Consider the following 17,791-nt stretch of genomic DNA (forward strand, 5'->3'; position numbering starts at 1 on the left):
GAGAGTGGGACAGAAATCGGTAATTCGTCAGAATTCGATTTCATCGTCCCACCTCCGCACAGTTGAGTAGGGCTGTAAAAGCTGATGAAATCAGCGTAGTAGAGTCCACTCAACCACTGCGTCTTGATCGACAATCCAAAAATAATTGAGAGGCTAGGACTTTTGTCCCAGCCTCTTTTACTCTTATCTCAACGATTCCGTGCATACTCGATCAAATCGTATGGAAGAGTATTGGCACTTTCTCTTAGGGAATAGCTTTCTAATTCATTGACATTTTGTCGCATACGGCGCGCTTGCTTGGCAGTAATCAGGTGTTGCGCTTCATATTCAAAAATAATCTTACGCTCCAAATAATAGCCTCTCAACATTTCATCGATATTATTTGGTTTCACGCGATTAATAACCCGCTCCACAAAGGCTCCACTGGTAATAATAGCTGTCTCTCTCAGACGAGATTCTTGCAGGTAAGAGATCAAACTGCTCCGATAAACCCCTTTGAGGTCTTCCAAACTTTCAATGATGATTTCCGTATTGGCCAAATAAAGGGCCGCAATCTGGTCATAATCAATGGCTTCTAACTTTCTATCTTCTCGGTTCCACCAAGTTCGAAAGCCAGAACCTAGTGTTAGGATTTCATGGACCAGCAAACGCAAGATGCGGAAAGAAACCAAGAGGTAGTATGTTAGACGAGACGAAAGGTTGCGATTGACCCGTTGCTCCATATTACGAAGATAGCGTTGGTAGACACGGTAGCCCCGCTCGCGCATCTTTCCTTCTTCGTAGGCTTGTTCCAAGCCGTCACTTTCAATACTCAAAATCAAGAGCTTCAGCTGTTCCCAGTCCTTTTGAATGAGCTTATTTTCTTGGCTTAGAATCAAATTTTCAATCCGACCATGATAGTTATCAATCGCCGCATACAAGGGCCCCTTGTGCTTACTATTCTTTAGGTCTGCTTCTAATTCCATGACGACATCATTTAAAATCGCGATCTGCATCAGGTAGTTATTGGTTTCTTCCTTATCTTCTGATAATTTTGGAAGCACCACTAAGCCAGCAATAAAGCTGACAAGGGTAACTCCTGCCACTAAAAAGAGTAGGACGGGGTATTCTTTTTCGATTTTGGTTGGAATCAAAAGGATCGTCGCAATCGAAACTGTTCCCTTCACACCCGAAAAGGTCAGCAATAAGGCATCTTTCAGATAATTTCTCAATGATTTTTTTAGTCGAACCGTTCGGAACCAATAAAAGAGGTAAACCATGACAAAACGAATTAAAAAGAGCAAGGTAGTCAAAAGAAAGACAGAAAGAACTAAAAGAAGATTGTTGTAAATGGGACTACTTAAGATGGGCTTGGCGATCATTTCTAGTTCCATTCCCAAAATCACAAAGACCGACCCATTTAAGATAAAGTTGACCGTATTCCAGACGGTATGGCTCACAGTATCCACCCGGGCTTCAAGAAGGGTAATGTGCTTAAAGCGACTAGCTTTTAGGATCCCTGACACGACCACAGCGATGATACCAGACACATGGAGTTCTTCTGCTAAGAAAAAAGTCAATAACGGGAGACTCAATTCTAATAACAATTCACTGGCAATATCACTAGCGCGAACACTCAAGAGTAATGTTTGCAACCAACGGTTCACAAAGGCCGTCAAGATCCCTACTGCAAATCATCCTATAATGGAGATTCCTAAGGAAATCCCTGCTTCTCCAAGGGAGAAACTTCCGGTCGCAAGGGCTGCCAAGGCTACTCGAAAGGCAACTAGACCTGAGGCATCATTTAGTAATCCTTCGCCTTTTAAGATATTCGAAACCCGCTTTGGAAAGCTAAAGCGCTCAGACAGGGAAGCAAAGGCTACTAAGTCTGTTGGACCTAGAGCTGCCCCTACAGCCATACAGGCTGCTAAAGGAAGGCTCAGCCACAAGGAGTGAGCTGCCCATCCCAAACTAATGGTTGAGATAAAAATCACTGGAAAAATCAAATAAAGAATAATGCGCCAGTGCTTTAAGACGGAAGTAATATCTGCCTCTTCTGCCTCTCGAAATAAGAGAGGGCCAATGACCAAGGCCAGAAAGAGCTCTGTATCTAGATGAAAATTTTCTTCTGGGACAAAGAGGGCCCAAACGATCCCTAGTAAGATTTGAATCAAGGGCAGAGGAAGGCTCGGCACAAGTTTATTGGTGACATTTGAGACGATCAAGATCATCGAGAAGATCACTGCATAAAGGAGTAATTCCATCTTCCTCCCTCCCTAGCGTTCTTGGCAGCAAGTCTCAAATTGCTGTTTTAACTCCGCAATTTTTTGGTCTGTCTTGGTTACATCCTTGTGCTCAATCTTCTTTTGGCACCGTTCCATCTCAAGCGCAACCAATTTCTTTTTTATTTTGAGCATCTTTTTGGTCATATGGGCTTCATCATAAAAACCGATTGCACGCTCGTGAATGGTTGATTCAACAAAATGGTGTCTCAATCCTTCAATTTTATTTTTTAAATATTCTTTATCCATGACGATAGCTTTCTAATTTTTCAATCATGACCAAAAAGGGTGGTTGGTTCACTTGATTCAGTGTCCGGTAGATGGTCGCGGTGTAATCTTTTTGAGGGAGCTGACTGACAAAATCTAGCACTGCATCACGCTCGATGTCTCCTCCCTCATGACCATAATAGATCATCAAAGCCATTCGACCACCTTTTTCTAGGCGAGCACAGATTTTTTCCATCGCTTCAATCGTAGTAGCCGGAAGAGTAATGACTGATTTATCCGCAGATGGCAGATAACCTAGATTAAAAATAGCTGCTTTGAGAGTCTCCACATATTGGTCCACATGCTGGTGGCCATCCAAAATCAACCGGACATGTTGAAGACCCAACTTTTCCAATCGTTCTCGGGTATTTACAAGGGCCTGCTCTTGGATATCAAAGGCATAGACCTGGCCTGCTAGTTTAGCTAAAAAAGCCGTATCATATCCATTTCCCATGGTGGCATCCACCACCACATCTTCTTTGGTGATGACTTCTGCTAAAAATTGATGGGCCATTTCAAGTGGTCGAAGCATTGGCACTCTCCTTTTCTGCTAGCTTACATCCTTGGGTACTTCCACGACGACGCATTTCAGTTTCAATAGCGTTTAGGACTTCCCATTTGTTGAGGCTCCACATAGGGCCAATCAACATATCTCGTGGTGCGTCTCCTGTAATCCGGTGGATGACGATATGTTTGGGGATAATCTCTAACTGGTCACAGATGACCTTGACATATTCTTCCTGGCTCATGAGTTGGAGGCGTCCTTCATGATAGTCTCGTTGCATGCGTGTATTGGTCATCAAATGCAAGAGATGCAACTTGATGCCATCAATTTCATTATCGGTCACACAACGGCGAACATTTTCCACCATCATCTCATGCGTTTCCCCCGGAAGACCATTGATCAAATGGGACACGATCTCAGCCTTCGGCACCTGTTGGCGAATCCGCTTGACTGCTTCAACGTAGAGGTCATAACTATGGGCCCGATTGATTAATTGAGACGTCGCTTCATAAGTCGTCTGAAGCCCCAACTCAATCGTCACATGCATGCGCTTGGTCAGCTCTGCTAGATAGGCCAAGGTATCATCTGGTAAACAATCCGGACGCGTACCGATGTTGATTCCTACTACTCCTGGTTCATTGATGGCCTGCTCATAACGCTCTCGAATGACCTCGACCTTATCGTGCGTATTGGTGAAATTTTGAAAATAAACTAAATATTTCTTTACATCTGGCCATTTCCGATGCATAAAATCAATCTCTTTGTAAAATTGTTCTCGAATCGGAGCTTCTGGAGCCACAATGGCATCTCCTGAACCTGAGACCGTGCAAAAAGTACAGCCACCATGGGCGACTGTTCCGTCACGATTAGGACAATCAAAGCCTGCATCAATAGGGACTTTAAAGGTCTTTTCTCCAAATAAGATTCGATAATAATCATTCAAGGTATTGTAGGATTTCATACCCTTCATTATAGCAAAAAAAGAGTCGAACTCAAAACACGAGTCCAACTCCTAGTTGTTAGTTATTTTTGCTTCCCTGTAAAGCGCCATTGAAACCGCAAGCGATCGTACAAGGGGTACTCAAATTGCAAGACAGCAAGACCCAAAATCATACTGCCAAGAACGTCTGATGGGTAGTGGACCCCGACATAAATACGGGAGATCACAATGGTCACAATTCCCAGAATCAGAAGCCCCTGAAGACAATAGCGGGCCGCTTTGTTTTTTATATGCTGGCCGATCATGAGGATCAAGCTTCCCAAAACAAGGGTAGACGCCAGTGAATGACCACTTGGAAAAGAAAAGCCTTTTTCCTCTACTAGATGAAGAATACTTGGTCTCGGTCTCTGGTAGATATTCTTTAGAAGAAGAACCAAAAGACCAGTCAATACCAGATTGCTCCCCAGAAAGAGGGCTTCGCTGTACCATTTCTTACAGGCAAAGACAGCTAGCAAAAGACCCACCCAGATGACAATGATCTTGGTATCCATGACATGGGTTACCTTGGTAAAGAAGGCTGTCAGTGGTGCAGGCAGATCGCCTCGAATAGTAGATTGAAGCGCGCTATCAAAACCAGTTAATTGTTGCGGGTAGAAACGAATCACATACCCGAGAATGACAAAAATGAGAAGGGCGAAGCTTGCCTTCGCCCAATGTTGTTGTTTATTTTTCATATTTTTTCAAAATCGGTTGCAAAAGAGTGTAGATCAATCCAAATGCGATGGCCCAAATCACCCCTTCGATCAGGTTAAACGGTGCAACCATTGCGGCTAAATAGTGGACAAGCCCTAGTGTTTTCGAAATATCATAGTTCATAAAGCGAGCATACAAAGGGATTGCATAGATATAGTTCACCAATACCATCGTGATACTCAAGCTGATCGTTCCAATAATCGTAGCTAGGACAAATCGGCCATGGGTCCGTTCCTTGTTCCAAATCCATGCAAAAGCAAGAACAAAAACAAGAACTCCAATGATATTGATTGGTAGTCCGATCAAGGTTTCAAGCCCCTTATTATTGAGGGCTAATTTAAGGACAGATCGGATCAAGGTCACCCAAACGGCACTTTTAAAATCCAACATGACCAAGGCCAACAAAATGGCGATGATACTCAAATCAATTTTGAAGAAATCTATTAAGAAAGAAAATTGATAGAACATCAAAATAAAAGATAAAGCGGATAAAACAGCCACTAGGGTCAGTTTACGTGTATTTGTCATAACAGGTTCCTCCAATTTTTTAAAAATTAGAGAAGCTGGAAAGACGTCTACCCCATCATTCTACTCTAAACTATTTAAACAAAGCTTAAACTAGAGAACATTCTAGTCACTTTAGCTGGTCCCCATTGAAAATACCGCTAGTCAATCATAGCACCTAACGTCTTATTCCTATGCATCAGCTCTAAACAGATCAGAATAGCTGTCAGTCTATTCGTCTCTCGTCTTCTCCCATCCAGACTATACTGTCGGTTGTGGAGTCACACCACATCAGCTTGCGCTCGCGGACTTCTTTTAGAGTATGGAAATGGAGATTTTTCTTTTAAACGATACGACAAGCTGTGGTCATAACTTCTCGTTAAGCAAAGCTTGGCAACAAAGTATAAAAGGAAAAGAACATTTCCTAGTAAAAGTCACCGCCGGTCGGGAATCTCACCCTGCCCTGAAGACTTCTTAATCATAACAAAAAAAACTTGCCAAGGCAAGTTTTTGTAACTTGATAGATTACACCGTTCGTCTTTTAATTTTTCGTTCTTATTTGAGCTTGTCATGCTCATAACGATGGCTCAACTCCAGCCCCTTAAAACCTTGCTGGCGGAGCGCCTCATAAACAATCATGCAGACGGTATTGGAGACATTTAAACTACGAACATGCTCGTCATTCATCGGAATGCGAATAGTCTTCTCCTCGTGCTGACGCATAAAATCTTCCGGCAATCCTTTGTCCTCGCGTCCAAACAAGAAATAATGGGATTTCCCATCCTGATAAGAAACGTCCGAATAAGTCTGATTTGCAAACTTAGACACCAAGTGCACCTGACCGTCACGCGCTGCTTCCATAAACTCTTCTAAGCTATCATAGAAACGGACATCCAGCTTGTCCCAGTAATCGAGTCCTGCTCGCTTCATCTTGCGATCATCGATCGGAAAAGCCATGGGACGAATAATATGTAAGGGAGAATTGGTTGCCGCACAGGTCCGTGCAATATTGCCCGTATTTTGTGGAATCTGAGGTTGGAACAAGACGATGTGGTTTTGAGCTGCTGACTCTTGGTAGTCCAGTTCTTCAATATTCATACTCGATCTCTTTCTGATAAAAAAATAGCCACACTGCCCGGAGTCAAGCTCAGCAAACAGCGTGGTTACAGCTTCATTAACTTAACTCACAACAGGTTTGAGGTAAATCAACGAAGGTACTTTTTAAGTATATCACTTTTGAAGCTCCTGTCAATAGTTTTTTTAGATTTTTTTAAGAAACTTTATCAAAGTTTTCGATCCCTCCTCATTCTTCTATATTGACAATTTTTCCCACTTGTTCTTAGCTTGGTAAGATTCCTCCAGAAAGTCCTTAAAATAGATGAATTTTTCTTGAAAATAGAGTATGATAGAAGCATACTCTGGAGGTAATCTATGAAAATTATTGTTGTTGGTGGAGGAAAGGTCGGAACGGCCCTTTGTCGTTCTCTCGTTGCTGAAAACCACGATGTTATTTTGATCGAAAAAGACGAATCCGTTCTCAACCATATTACCAAACGGTTTGATATCATTGGGATTTTAGGAAATGGCGCAAACTTCAAGGTCTTGGAGCAAGCAGATGTTGAAGACTGCGATATCTTCATTTCCATGACCGAGTACGACGAAGTGAATATGGTTTCTGCTGTTTTAGCTAAAAAAATGGGAGCCAAAGAAACCATCGTTCGGGTGCGGAATCCGGAATATTCCAATTCCTACTTCAAGGAAAAAAATATCTTGGGCTTCTCCCTGGTTGTCAATCCTGAATTGCTGACAGCTCGTTATATTGCTAATATCATTGACTTCCCAAATGCCCTTTCTGTGGAGCATTTTGCAAACGGCCGTGTTGCCTTGATGGAATTTAAGATCAAGCCAGATAGCAATCTCTGCGATATGAGCCTATCCCAATTCCGAAAGAAATACGGAAATGTCATTGTTTGTGCGATCGAGCGTGGCAATGAACTCACGATTCCAAATGGAGACTTTGTTTTGCAGCCCCAAGACAAGATTTTCGTGACAGGAAATAGGATCGAGATCGTTCTCTTCCACAACAATGTCCGACCTCAAGTCATTAAGAGCATGATGATGATTGGTGCCGGAAAAATTGCCTACTATCTGCTCAATATTCTCCAGGATGTGCGCCGCAAAATCGATCTCAAGGTCATCGAGGTCAATCGCGAACGAGCTGAATTCTTTAGCCAAGAATTCCCTGACCTCTATGTCGTCCATGGAGACGGAACCGCTAAAGACATTCTTTTAGAAGAGAGTGCCAATAATTTTGATGCTGTGGCTACTTTGACAGGGGTCGATGAAGAAAACATCATCACCTCCATGTTCTTGGATTCTGTCGGAGTCAAAAAGAACATTACCAAAGTCAACCGAACCAGTCTGTTGGAGATCATTGGCGATCAGGATATGACCAGTATTGTCACTCCAAAACGCATCGCTGTAGACACCATTATGCACTTTATTCGCGGGCGCTACAATGCACAGTTCTCAAACCTAGAAGCCTTGCACCATGTCGCAAACGGCCGGATTGAAACCTTGCAGTTCCAAATCAAGGAAGACAATAAACTAACCCAATATCCCCTCTCTGAATTGAAATTGAAGAAGGGCGTTTTGATCGCTGCCATTATTCGAAACGGCAAGGCTATTTTCCCGAATGGGGATGACCGTTTGATGGTAGGGGATCGGATTATCGTGACCACCTTGATTCAAAATGTCACTAAAATCTACGATCTACTTGAGAGGTAAGCCTGATGAATAGAAGCATGATTCGTTACCTCTTATCCAAACTCCTCTTAATCGAGGCAGGTCTCCTAATCGTTCCCCTAGTGGTCGCTGCAATCTATCGGGAACCTGCCAAGGTCTTTATCTCTATTGGGGCAACCATGGCCATCTTACTTGGACTTGGACTTCTTGGGAGTTTTCAAAAACCCAAAGACTTTCATATCTATGCCAAGGAAGGAGTCCTAATTGTGGCCCTCTGTTGGATCTTATGGTCCTTCTTTGGTGCCCTTCCCTTTGTTTTTTCCGGACAAATCCCAAACATCATCGATGCCTTCTTTGAAATTAGCTCGGGCTTTACAACAACAGGGGCAACGATTTTAGACGATGTCAGTGTCCTTAGTCACTCCCTTCTCTTTTGGCGCAGTTTTACCCACTTAATCGGAGGGATGGGAGTATTGGTTTTTGCTCTGGCTATTATGGACAACAACAAGAACAGCCACCTGGAAGTCATGAAGGCAGAGGTTCCTGGTCCAGTGTTTGGCAAGGTCGTTTCCAAATTAAAAAACACGGCTCAAATTCTCTACTTCTTGTACTTGGGTTTGTTCTTCCTCTTTGTGGTTCTTTATTTCCTTGCCGGCATGCCCCTTTATGATAGTTTTGTCATCGCCATGGGGACAGCTGGTACTGGGGGTTTTACCGTCTTTAATGATGGGATCGCTCACTACAATAGTAGTTTGATCACCTATTTGGTCAGTATCGGGGTCTTGGTCTTTGGGGTTAACTTTAACCTCTACTACTTCCTTATGATCCGAAAATTCAAGGCCTTCTTTAAAGATGAGGAATTGCGGACCTACATCACTATTGTAATCCTATCTAGCGTATTGATTGCCTACAATTGCCTTCATCTCTATGCTAATGTTGCGAAGAGCTTTGAGATTTCCTTCTTCCAAGTGTCCAATATCATCACCACCACCGGTTTTGGTTATGGAACGACGGAAAAATGGCCTCTCTTTTCTCAGTTCATCCTCTTGATGCTGATGGTCATCGGTGGGTCTGCTGGCTCGACCGCTGGGGGGTTAAAAGTCATTCGGTGCTTGACCTTGTGGCGAATCGCAAAAAATCAGGTTCTTTCGACCTTGTCTCCAAATCGCGTTTTGACCTTGCATGTCAACGATACGATACTCGATAAGGATACCCAACATCAGATCCTCAAGTACTTTACAATATACAGTTTTATTACGATCGGCTTACTCTTTGTAGTGAGTCTAGACAACAATAACTTCATGACGGTTGTCAGTGCTGTCTTTAGTTGTTTCAACAATATTGGACCTATGATTGGTACGGGTCAAACCTTCTCCATCTTTAGTCCGATTTCAAAACTGTTACTTTCCTTAGCCATGATTGCCGGACGGCTTGAAATCTATCCAATGATTCTGCTCTTCCTGCCTAAAACATGGTCTAAACGTTGATAAAACGAGAGTGTTATAAAAAAATGAGGCTGGGACAAAAGTCCTAGCCTCTTAATTGTTTTTGGATTGTCGAGCAAGACGCAGTGGTTGAGTGGGCTCTACAACGCTGATTTCATCAGCTTTTACAGCCCTACTCAACTGTGCGGAGGTGGGACAACGAAATCGAATTCTAACGAATTACCGATTTCTGTCCCACTCTCATTTCTGTTTATTTGTGATCGTCCTACTTTGATTCTTCATTTCGTCTCAGACTAAAGTGGTCTGGCAGAGGGTCTGGTCCCGCTTGGGTACCAGGATGGCATCGCAAGATTCTAGCAACCCCCATCAAGACACCTTTCACACCAAAGCGTTCAATCGCTTGGATCATATAATTGGAACAGGTCGGTTGAAAGCGACAAGAAGGCGGAAATAGGGGAGAGATCCATTTTTGATAGCCTCTGACCATAGCAATCAGGATTTTTTTCATGATTTTTTAGATTTAGTCACTGCTAGATTGTGCAACTGGCTAATTTCTTTTTTGTTCAAGCGACGGTATTCACCCGGACGAAGTCCTGAGACATCTAGGTTTCCAAACTGGGTTCGGGAGAGTTTGTCCACTAAAAGTCCTACAGCTTCAAACATCTTTTTGACCTGGTGGTTGCGCCCTTCATGAATGGTCAACTGAACCACTGAACGGTTCTTTTCAACATCCACTTTTAAGATCTCGTAAGTCGCTGGCTTGGTTTTCTTGCCATCAATGGTCACCCCTCGTGTCAAGGGACGCAAATTTTCCTTATTGGCAATCCCTTTGACACGAGCCACATAGACCTTATCAATCTCATTACGTGGGTGAATCATCTCATCTGTAAAATCACCATCATTGGTCAAAATCAAGACACCAGATGTATCCCAGTCCAAACGTCCTACAGGGTAGATACGCTCTGGCACTTGAGATAAAAGGTCAACGACTGTTGTCCGCCCTTTATCATCCGATACACTAGAGATGACGCCACGTGGCTTATTTAAAAGATAGTAGACCTTTTCTTCGTTGTAGATTGGAGTGCCTTCTACTTCAACCTGATCACCGGTCTTAATAATGGTCGCTAATTCACGCACAACTTGACCATTTACTGTAACCAAGCCTTGCTTGATCAGTTCTTCGGCCTTGCGACGACTAGCCACGCCTGCATGGGCAATATATTTGTTAATTCTCATCTAGTTCCTCTGTTCTCTCTGAAAATAATTGACCTTCTTCTGGATCAATGTCCACTTCCTCAACCTTTGGTAATTCCTCCAAATGATTGATTCCCATATAATCCAAAAAATACTCCGTCGTGACATACAAATTGGGGCGCCCGAGGACTTCTTTTTTCCCATCCTCTCGGATCAGATCAAATGATAGTAGTTTGGTAATGGCACCGCTGGAATTGACACCCCGAATATCATCGACCTCCACACGGGTGATCGGTTGCTTATAAGCAATGATTGATAAGGTTTCGAGGGCAGCCCGAGACAAACTTTGGTTCATGGGCGTTCTAGAATAGTCTCGTAAAACCGAAGCGTAGTCTGCCTTTGTCACCAATTTATAACGGGAAGCTGTCTCCATCAAACACAGACTGGTATCTGTGTCCTCCTGGTATTTTTGGCTTAATTTTTCTAAACTTTGCACCACACCTGTCGGAGGTAAAGAGAGAAGGTCTGCGATTTGTCTGGCAGTAATTCCTTCTTCACCCGCTACAAATAAGAGTGCTTCAATTTCAGCTAATTTGCTCATGTTCAATCCTATTTAAGTAAATTTCTCCAAAAGCCCTATCCTGGATCACCGTTACTTCTTGAATCTTGATCAATTCAAGGGTTGCAAGAAATAGAGTAATGACCTCTTGGAGATCCGTTGCTTCTAGAAACAAGTCCTGCAAGAGAACTTGTGAGCGATCGTGGAATCGGTGACGCAACTGGTCCATCAGATCCTCAATCTTGTATTCATCCTTTACAATGGTTGTATGGTTCTGGCGGAATTCTTCTTTTTTCTTGGTCAATAGTTTTGAGAAAGCCAAGAAGAGATCCACCGTGGTGCGATCATGAAGTAATTCGGTATCGTCATAAATCAATTCCATCTTTGGTTTTGAATAATAGAGGGCGCGCTCCTCGTGCTGTGAGGCCATCAACTCTCCTAATTGCTTGTAAGTACGGTACTCTTCCAATTGAGAAAGGAGGTCCTGCTCGAGATCCTCTGCTTCATCCATCTCCTCTGCAACCTTAGGAAGAAGTCTTCGACTCTTGATCAAGGTTAGTTGACTAGCCATCAGCATGTATTCTCCTGCTACCTCTAGTTTCATAGCCTGGAGGGTCGCCAGATAAGCCAGATACTGTTCGATCACCTCAATCAAGGGGACCTCATAAATATCCATCTGGTATTTAGAGACCAAGTGGAGCAAGAGGTCCAAAGGCCCTTCAAAATCTTTAATTTTAATATCCATTATTTATATTTTTCTAATGTCACCATGGTTTTTAGGCCCAATTCACGCGCAATACTAAAAAGATCCACACCGAGTTCTCGTTGTTTCAAAATATATTGCTCACGAATCGATTGTGCCGAAAGGTCTTGATTCCCTTTTTCGATCAAGAAGGCTTCTAATTGTCGGAATCCCCACTGACGGGAGTATGATTTTCCTTTATTATCAAAGAGATAAATACCATCTAGGAAGAGTTGCAATTCATCCAGTAACGGCTCTGGAACCTTTAAAACCCGTTTTTGGCCATCTTTGCCCACTCGAATGACATGAAAGTCCAGCTGAATATCTTCGACTTTGACTTGGAGGATCTCACTTGGCAACAAGCCCATCTCCAGAATCAACAAGGCCATCAAGCGTCCCTGAGGGTTGGTTGATTCTTCCCAAAAATGGGTCAGATCCAACAATTCCCGATCATGGGTCTTGGGCGGTTGAATTTTAGGCAAGACCAAACGATGGTATTCAGAAATAAAGCGTTCTTGATACAAATAATATAAAAATTGGTTGACGGCAGATAATTTTCGTTTTTGAACCGCCGGTTTAAAATCTTTAATCGAAGCTTGGTAAATTCTCAAATTTGTCGGTGTCACTTTTCCATGGATCGACTCAATAAATTGGTCCAAATCATAGAAATAGGCAGACTGAGAATTTTCACTTAATTCTTTTTGATCAATAAAACTTGCAATAAATTCTTTCATTTTGGAATCATCTCGTATTCATTTGAAAAATCATGCATGAGCGAATTGATGGCTTTAAGAATCGATTTCCGTGTAATAATCCCTTGGAAATAGCCTTCTTCATCCACCACCGAAAGGAAAGAGTCATCCACCAACTTGTGCAGGACTTCTGTCAAATTGAAGTCTAAGCCGATGACCCCGACCTCTTTTTTTGCAACGTCTACGATATCCATCGAGGCAAAAGTCTCCTCAGGAATCTCGTGTTTCAATTGATAAGATAGAATATCCGTTAGGGAGATCGTCCCCACAAACTTGCGTTCATCCGTCACTACCGGAATACGACTATAGCTAATCTGGCTCAACAACAAGACAGCATGGTCTACATTGTGGTTATCAATCAAGACCGCTAAATTTTTGGCTGGAGTTAAGAACGTCTCTTCCTGCGCCAGCAAGAAACGTTCAAATTCCTTTGCTATCATCTGCTAAACTCCTTTGTCAATTCAGGATACAATACATGGTCTCTCGTGTAGTACTCTACCTTGTAATGAGAATCATCTATCTCAATTTTAGCATAGAGACACTCTCGAATCAGACCGCGTGGCTGACTGATCGATCCAGGATTCACAAAGAGGGTTCTTCCTTCCTTCCAAGCATCTGGGATATGAAGGTGGCCGTAAAGACAGATATCTGCTTCTTCCTCTTGGGCCCACAGATCCAATTTTTGAAAACTAAAATTGATCTGGAAGAGATGCCCATGGGTCTGGATGATTCGTGTTGGCCCTAGTTGGGTCACCAAGCGTTCTGGATAGCCCTCATAAAAATCCATGTTCCCTTGAACAACGTGAATCCCTTCCCAGACAGGATCGTCACTTTTTAGCTCAGAATCCCCATTGTGAAAGATCCCATCGACCTGGCCTAGGTATTTTTCTTTAATAGCTTCAACAATGGAGCGGTCTCCATGCGAGTCACTCATCACGATGATTGTTTGCTTTGCCATGATGGAAATACCTCCAATAACTTTTTAACAGCTAAAGCACGATGCGATTGTGTATTTTTTTCTTCAAGTGTTAATTCAGCGGCAGCACGGCCCGTTTCCCCAACTAAGAAGAGTGGATCATAGCCAAACCCGTTTTCACCCTTAGGTTCAAAATTAATATAGCCTGGCCAATCAGCTTCCACCACCAAGCTTTCCTTGCCTGGCCTTGCGACCACCAAGGTCGAATGGAACTGGGCTGAACGGTCTTTCAAGTCAAAGACCATGGCCAATTCGTGCAACAATTTCGCATTATTTTCCGCATCTGTCGCACCAACTCCCGCAAAGCGAGCTGACCAAACTCCTGGTAAGCCTCCCAAGATATCTACCTTCAAACCTGAATCATCCGCTAAGACTGTTTTCCCAGTTAGCTCTGCGATGGTTTCAGCTTTTAGCCGAGCATTCTCTTCAAAGGTCATCCCTGTTTCTTCGACTTCTGGAAGCTCTGGGTATTGATTGAGATTTTCTACTTCAAAGCCCAGCTTTTCAAACATATTACGGAATTCTTTGGTTTTTCCCTCATTTCGAGTTGCAATAAGAATCGTATCTTTGACCTTGTCTTGACCCAAGAAGGCTTCCAAATCCAGCCCATCACTTGGCAAATGCAAATAGAGCAATTTCCCTTTTTCAACCAAGAGTAAGGCTCCTTGACGCTGGATAATTTCAAAAGATCTTCCCTTGACTTCATTCAAGATTTCAGTCAAAAAGGTTAGAAAACGAAAGGCTGATCCATAGCGCATCACCGATAGATTGAGAGGAAATCCTTCAGGATCCTTGGCAAAGAGAAGTTCCAGCTGGTCTAAAAGAGTGGAAGCTTCCGCAGGAACTTGACTAAATTGGTTGTAGTCTGCATCTTCTCCCCATTGGGCAATATACCAATCTTGGGAATCTTTGTATTCAAATAGTTTGTCACTCATAAATTTACGTGCTCCACATTCACTGAACGTTCTAGCCATTTTTCGGCAATCGCTGCAAAGCTATTAGCATTTGCAGTGGTATAAAAGCGGTAGGTCTGCTCTAAGAGTTCGCGGCTCTTATTGAGCTCAAAATAGTTTAATAAAACGGAGATATCCCGAACACACTCTGCCCCACTATCAATCAATTTGACATCCGGTCCCATCACATTTTGAATGATCGGTTTTAAAAGGGGATAATGGGTGCATCCCAAGACCAAGGTATCAACCTTTCCAACTAGTGGTTTTAGGGTTTCATAAACCACCTTTTTGGTCACACTGGATGCCAACTCGTTTGATTCCACTAAAGGAACAAACTTGGGACAAGCTAAACTGCTGACTTCCATGTCTGGTGCTAGACTTTGAATCTTCTCTTTATAAATTCCAGAAGAAACCGTCATCGGTGTCCCAATGACCCCAATTTTTTGATGGGTCGTCGATTTAATGGCTGCAGAAGCTCCGGGCAAAATCACTCCTAAAACAGGAATATCAAGTTTCTCCTTGACTTCTTCCCAAACCACTGCCGTCGCTGTATTACAGGCTAAGACAATCATCTTGACATTTTTGGTCAGAAGGAAGTTCACCATCTGCCAAGTATACTCGCGAATTTGGTCTGCTGGTCTAGGACCATAAGGTGCACGCGCTGAATCTCCAATATAGACGACATCTTCGTGAGGAAGCTGACGGAGCAATTCGCGGACAACAGTCAAGCCCCCTACTCCAGAATCTAAAAAACCAATCGGTCGGTTATCCATATCTCTTCCTTCCAAAAGGAGGGACTAAGAAATTCCTCCAAGCCCCTCTCATTTATTATCGTGAGATTGCCCCACTCTTATTTTTTCTTGTTTTTCGCCATTGCTGATTTTTGTTGGTTCATAATTTGGCGATAGACTTGTTGAACTTTTGCTTCGCTTGGACGTTGGCCGCTCGCACCTAAAAGCGTACGGACTGCTTCAACATTCAAACGTGGGTTTGATGCAAATTCTTTTTCAAATTGACGACGAAGCAAGAACATTCCTGCAACCATCCCACCAAAGAAAGCTAAAATAATCAACAAAATTCCTAAAAAGAGATTCATACAATTTTCTCCGATCCATTATTTTTACATAACTATCATTATATCAGACAATCGCTTATTTTTCAATGTCAAAGCCGTAGAGTGTTGCAAGATAATCTTCTGGTTTTTCTGCTCGACGAATCAAACGGGCCTGCCCATCTTCTTGAAGCAAAACTTCTGCAGAACGCAATTTGGCATTGTACTGATACCCCATTGAAAATCCATGGGCTCCGGTGTCATGGATCACGAGCAAATCTCCAATCTCCGTCACTGGTAGTTCTCGTTGTTTAGCAAATTTATCGTTATTTTCACAGAGACTTCCCACGACATCGACCACTTCAGTCGGTTCCTCTGGACGATCCATATTGGTAATATGGTGATAAGCACCGTACATAGCCGGTCTAAGAAGGTTCACAGCTGAAGCATCGACACCCACATAGGTCCGGTAGGTTTTCTTTTTATGCGTCACTCTGGTTACCAAAAGACCGTGTGAAGCTAGCATAAAGCGACCAAGTTCGGTATAGATTTTCACATGACCAAGTCCTGCCGGTTTGAGAATCTCATCAAAAACGCGGTGCACGCCTTCCCCAATAATGGCAATATCATTTGGTTCTTGTTCTGGCTTGTAATTGACCCCAACTCCACCAGAGAGGTTGATAAAGCCCAAATGGACACCTGTTTTCTCGACGACTTCCACTGCCAATTCAAAAAGTTGACGCGCTAGCTCTGGATAGTAATCGTTGGATACTGTATTAGAAGCTAACAAGGCGTGAAGGCCAAACTCTTCCACACCCAGTTCTTTCAACTCGGTAAAGGCTTGGATCAATTGCTCCTTGGTCATGCCAAACTTGGCTTCTTCCGGATTGTCCATAATATCAGTTCCCAGTTCAAAGACTCCACCAGGATTATAGCGACATGAAATGACCTTGGGAATGCTGGTCACAGACTTCAAGAAAGCAATGTCTTCATAAGCATCCAGATTGATGGTTGCCCCTAATTCACGAGCATAGATGAACTCTTCAGCTGGCGTGTTGTTAGAAGAAAACATGATCTCTTTTCCACTAAAGCCAAGTTTATCTGCCATTAACAATTCGACGTAGCTGGCAGTGTCAACTCCACAGCCCTCTTCTTGCAAAATTTTTAGGATCGATGGGTTCGGAGTCGCCTTGATGGCAAAGTATTCTTTAAATCCTTCATTCCAAGCAAAAGCTCGATGGAGGGCACGAGCCGTTTCACGAATTCCTGCTTCATCATAGAGATGAAAAGGGGTAGGAAATTCTTGGGTCAGGCTTTCTAATTGTTCACGGGTTACAAAAGGTGTTTTCATAAGTACTCATTTCTATTCTGTAGTCACTATAAGTATAGCACAAGTCGGAAGACAAAAAAAGCCGAGGCTATTGCCCCAGCTCAATCTCTCTTTGATTAGTCGTTTCTTCCGAAGTTACGAAGAAGGCTGATAAAGAGGTTGATAAAGTCAAGATACAGTTCCAAAGCCATGGCCACTGCCCAGCCTGTCGAAGGTTGACCATTGGTTTGATCATAGACATAGCGGATTTTTTGGTTATCCCAAGCTGTCAATCCTGCAAAGAGGAAGACAGAGATAATACTCAAGATGTAATCCATGCCAGAACTTCTCAAGAACATGTTCACAACAGAAGCGATGATCACACCGATCAAGACTCCCATCAAGGCACGTCCCATTCCAGACAGGTCTTTTTTCACGACGCGTCCGATAGCACCCATGACAATAAACATCAAGGCACTGACCAAGAAAGCCTTATAGACAGTTGCTTGCATGTAGCGAGCAATGATAAAGCTCAAGGTAAAGCCATTCAAAGCTGAGTAGATCAAGAAGATCGGAAGAGCAGACGGGCTATTTTTAACAGCCTTCCCACTTGCAACAAAGACCAAGATCAATTCTACAACAACTGCTGCGTAGTAAACCATTGGTGCGGTTGTCAAGATTTGTACGAAGAAGTCTTGAAAGACTGTCATCATCAGGCCAGACACAAGGGCTGAAATCCCCACACCGATCCCAACTAATGAGTAGATTTTGTTATAAAAAGCATTCAATCCACTTTGTTCTTGGATTACTGAATCATTATACATATTAACAAGTT

Annotated in this window: 20 protein-coding genes, 1 pseudogene and 1 riboswitch; of the genes and pseudogenes, 2 read left to right on the forward strand and 19 right to left on the reverse strand. The window is 43.0% G+C overall.

Annotated features, from left to right (window positions below; all coding sequences use genetic code 11):
* Positions 1-188: 188 nt before the first annotated feature.
* The 7 genes and pseudogenes from I2F76_RS06230 to trmL form a co-directional block, all read right to left on the reverse strand.
* Positions 189-2,243, reverse strand: a pseudogene (locus I2F76_RS06230) (cation:proton antiporter).
* Positions 2,244-2,255: 12 nt separating this feature from the next.
* Positions 2,256-2,510 (reverse strand): hypothetical protein, encoded by a 255-nt coding sequence (locus I2F76_RS06235; protein ID WP_003005673.1) that lies wholly within the window; start codon positions 2,508-2,510, stop codon positions 2,256-2,258.
* The gene (locus tag I2F76_RS06240; RefSeq protein WP_195487474.1) at positions 2,503-3,060 is read right to left on the reverse strand and encodes a tRNA (mnm(5)s(2)U34)-methyltransferase; all 558 of its coding nucleotides are present in this window, start codon (positions 3,058-3,060) and stop codon (positions 2,503-2,505) included. Before I2F76_RS06240 ends, I2F76_RS06235 begins: the two co-directional genes overlap by 8 nt.
* Positions 3,044-4,003, reverse strand: coding sequence for a TIGR01212 family radical SAM protein (locus I2F76_RS06245; RefSeq protein ID WP_195487475.1), 960 nt, complete (start codon positions 4,001-4,003; stop codon positions 3,044-3,046). The genes I2F76_RS06240 and I2F76_RS06245 overlap by 17 nt, the downstream gene beginning before the upstream one ends.
* A gap of 53 nt (positions 4,004-4,056) precedes the next feature.
* Complete coding sequence (locus I2F76_RS06250) at positions 4,057-4,707, reverse strand: phosphatase PAP2 family protein (protein ID WP_195487476.1); 651 nt, start codon at positions 4,705-4,707, stop codon at positions 4,057-4,059.
* Entirely contained in the window at positions 4,697-5,254 is a 558-nt protein-coding gene (locus I2F76_RS06255) for an ECF transporter S component (RefSeq protein ID WP_195487477.1), read from the reverse strand. The genes I2F76_RS06250 and I2F76_RS06255 overlap by 11 nt, the downstream gene beginning before the upstream one ends.
* A gap of 216 nt (positions 5,255-5,470) precedes the next feature.
* A riboswitch (FMN riboswitch) is annotated at positions 5,471-5,705 on the reverse strand.
* An 80-nt stretch (positions 5,706-5,785) separates the two neighbouring features.
* Positions 5,786-6,328, reverse strand: coding sequence for a tRNA (uridine(34)/cytosine(34)/5-carboxymethylaminomethyluridine(34)-2'-O)-methyltransferase TrmL (gene trmL / locus I2F76_RS06260; RefSeq protein WP_155198804.1), 543 nt, complete (start codon positions 6,326-6,328; stop codon positions 5,786-5,788).
* Between the two features lie 333 nt (positions 6,329-6,661).
* Between trmL and trkA the strand changes: the two genes are divergently transcribed.
* On the forward strand, positions 6,662-8,017 hold the full coding sequence (gene trkA / locus I2F76_RS06265; protein WP_013904011.1) for a Trk system potassium transporter TrkA: 1,356 nt from the start codon (positions 6,662-6,664) through the stop codon (positions 8,015-8,017).
* 5 nt (positions 8,018-8,022) lie between these two features.
* The gene (locus I2F76_RS06270) at positions 8,023-9,462 is read left to right on the forward strand and encodes a TrkH family potassium uptake protein (RefSeq protein WP_195424086.1); all 1,440 of its coding nucleotides are present in this window, start codon (positions 8,023-8,025) and stop codon (positions 9,460-9,462) included.
* Positions 9,463-9,685: 223 nt separating this feature from the next.
* On the opposite strand, the gene yidD is transcribed toward I2F76_RS06270, so the two are convergent.
* The 12 genes from yidD to I2F76_RS06330 form a co-directional block, all read right to left on the reverse strand.
* Positions 9,686-9,928 carry a membrane protein insertion efficiency factor YidD gene (gene yidD / locus I2F76_RS06275; protein ID WP_195487478.1) on the reverse strand — a complete coding sequence of 81 codons (243 nt, stop codon included), beginning with the start codon at positions 9,926-9,928 and terminating at the stop codon, positions 9,686-9,688.
* The gene (locus tag I2F76_RS06280) at positions 9,925-10,656 is read right to left on the reverse strand and encodes a pseudouridine synthase (protein ID WP_013904014.1); all 732 of its coding nucleotides are present in this window, start codon (positions 10,654-10,656) and stop codon (positions 9,925-9,927) included. The genes yidD and I2F76_RS06280 overlap by 4 nt, the downstream gene beginning before the upstream one ends.
* Positions 10,646-11,215: an SMC-Scp complex subunit ScpB gene (gene scpB / locus I2F76_RS06285; RefSeq protein WP_009731504.1), complete on the reverse strand. Its 570-nt coding sequence runs from the start codon at positions 11,213-11,215 to the stop codon at positions 10,646-10,648. Before scpB ends, I2F76_RS06280 begins: the two co-directional genes overlap by 11 nt.
* Positions 11,199-11,918, reverse strand: coding sequence for a segregation/condensation protein A (locus tag I2F76_RS06290; RefSeq protein WP_049514899.1), 720 nt, complete (start codon positions 11,916-11,918; stop codon positions 11,199-11,201). Before I2F76_RS06290 ends, scpB begins: the two co-directional genes overlap by 17 nt.
* Positions 11,918-12,649 (reverse strand): site-specific tyrosine recombinase XerD, encoded by a 732-nt coding sequence (gene xerD / locus I2F76_RS06295; RefSeq protein WP_195487479.1) that lies wholly within the window; start codon positions 12,647-12,649, stop codon positions 11,918-11,920. Before xerD ends, I2F76_RS06290 begins: the two co-directional genes overlap by 1 nt.
* Positions 12,646-13,107: a cyclic-di-AMP-binding protein CbpB gene (gene cbpB / locus I2F76_RS06300; protein ID WP_045759761.1), complete on the reverse strand. Its 462-nt coding sequence runs from the start codon at positions 13,105-13,107 to the stop codon at positions 12,646-12,648. The genes xerD and cbpB overlap by 4 nt, the downstream gene beginning before the upstream one ends.
* Entirely contained in the window at positions 13,104-13,625 is a 522-nt protein-coding gene (locus I2F76_RS06305) for a metallophosphoesterase (RefSeq protein ID WP_195487480.1), read from the reverse strand. The genes cbpB and I2F76_RS06305 overlap by 4 nt, the downstream gene beginning before the upstream one ends.
* Positions 13,601-14,578: a nucleoside-triphosphate diphosphatase gene (locus I2F76_RS06310; RefSeq protein WP_045759763.1), complete on the reverse strand. Its 978-nt coding sequence runs from the start codon at positions 14,576-14,578 to the stop codon at positions 13,601-13,603. The genes I2F76_RS06305 and I2F76_RS06310 overlap by 25 nt, the downstream gene beginning before the upstream one ends.
* Positions 14,575-15,369, reverse strand: a complete 795-nt coding sequence (gene racE / locus I2F76_RS06315) for a glutamate racemase (RefSeq protein WP_045759764.1) — start codon at positions 15,367-15,369, stop codon at positions 14,575-14,577. Before racE ends, I2F76_RS06310 begins: the two co-directional genes overlap by 4 nt.
* A gap of 77 nt (positions 15,370-15,446) precedes the next feature.
* Positions 15,447-15,692, reverse strand: a complete 246-nt coding sequence (locus tag I2F76_RS06320; protein WP_195487481.1) for a YneF family protein — start codon at positions 15,690-15,692, stop codon at positions 15,447-15,449.
* A 55-nt stretch (positions 15,693-15,747) separates the two neighbouring features.
* Entirely contained in the window at positions 15,748-16,998 is a 1,251-nt protein-coding gene (locus tag I2F76_RS06325; protein WP_195487482.1) for a diaminopimelate decarboxylase, read from the reverse strand.
* A 95-nt stretch (positions 16,999-17,093) separates the two neighbouring features.
* Positions 17,094-17,780 (reverse strand): Bax inhibitor-1/YccA family protein, encoded by a 687-nt coding sequence (locus I2F76_RS06330; protein ID WP_195487483.1) that lies wholly within the window; start codon positions 17,778-17,780, stop codon positions 17,094-17,096.
* Positions 17,781-17,791 lie beyond the last annotated feature (11 nt).

The sequence above is a fragment of the Streptococcus parasanguinis genome (assembly GCF_015557775.1).
Taxonomy (GTDB): Bacteria; Bacillota; Bacilli; order Lactobacillales; family Streptococcaceae; genus Streptococcus; species Streptococcus parasanguinis_AA.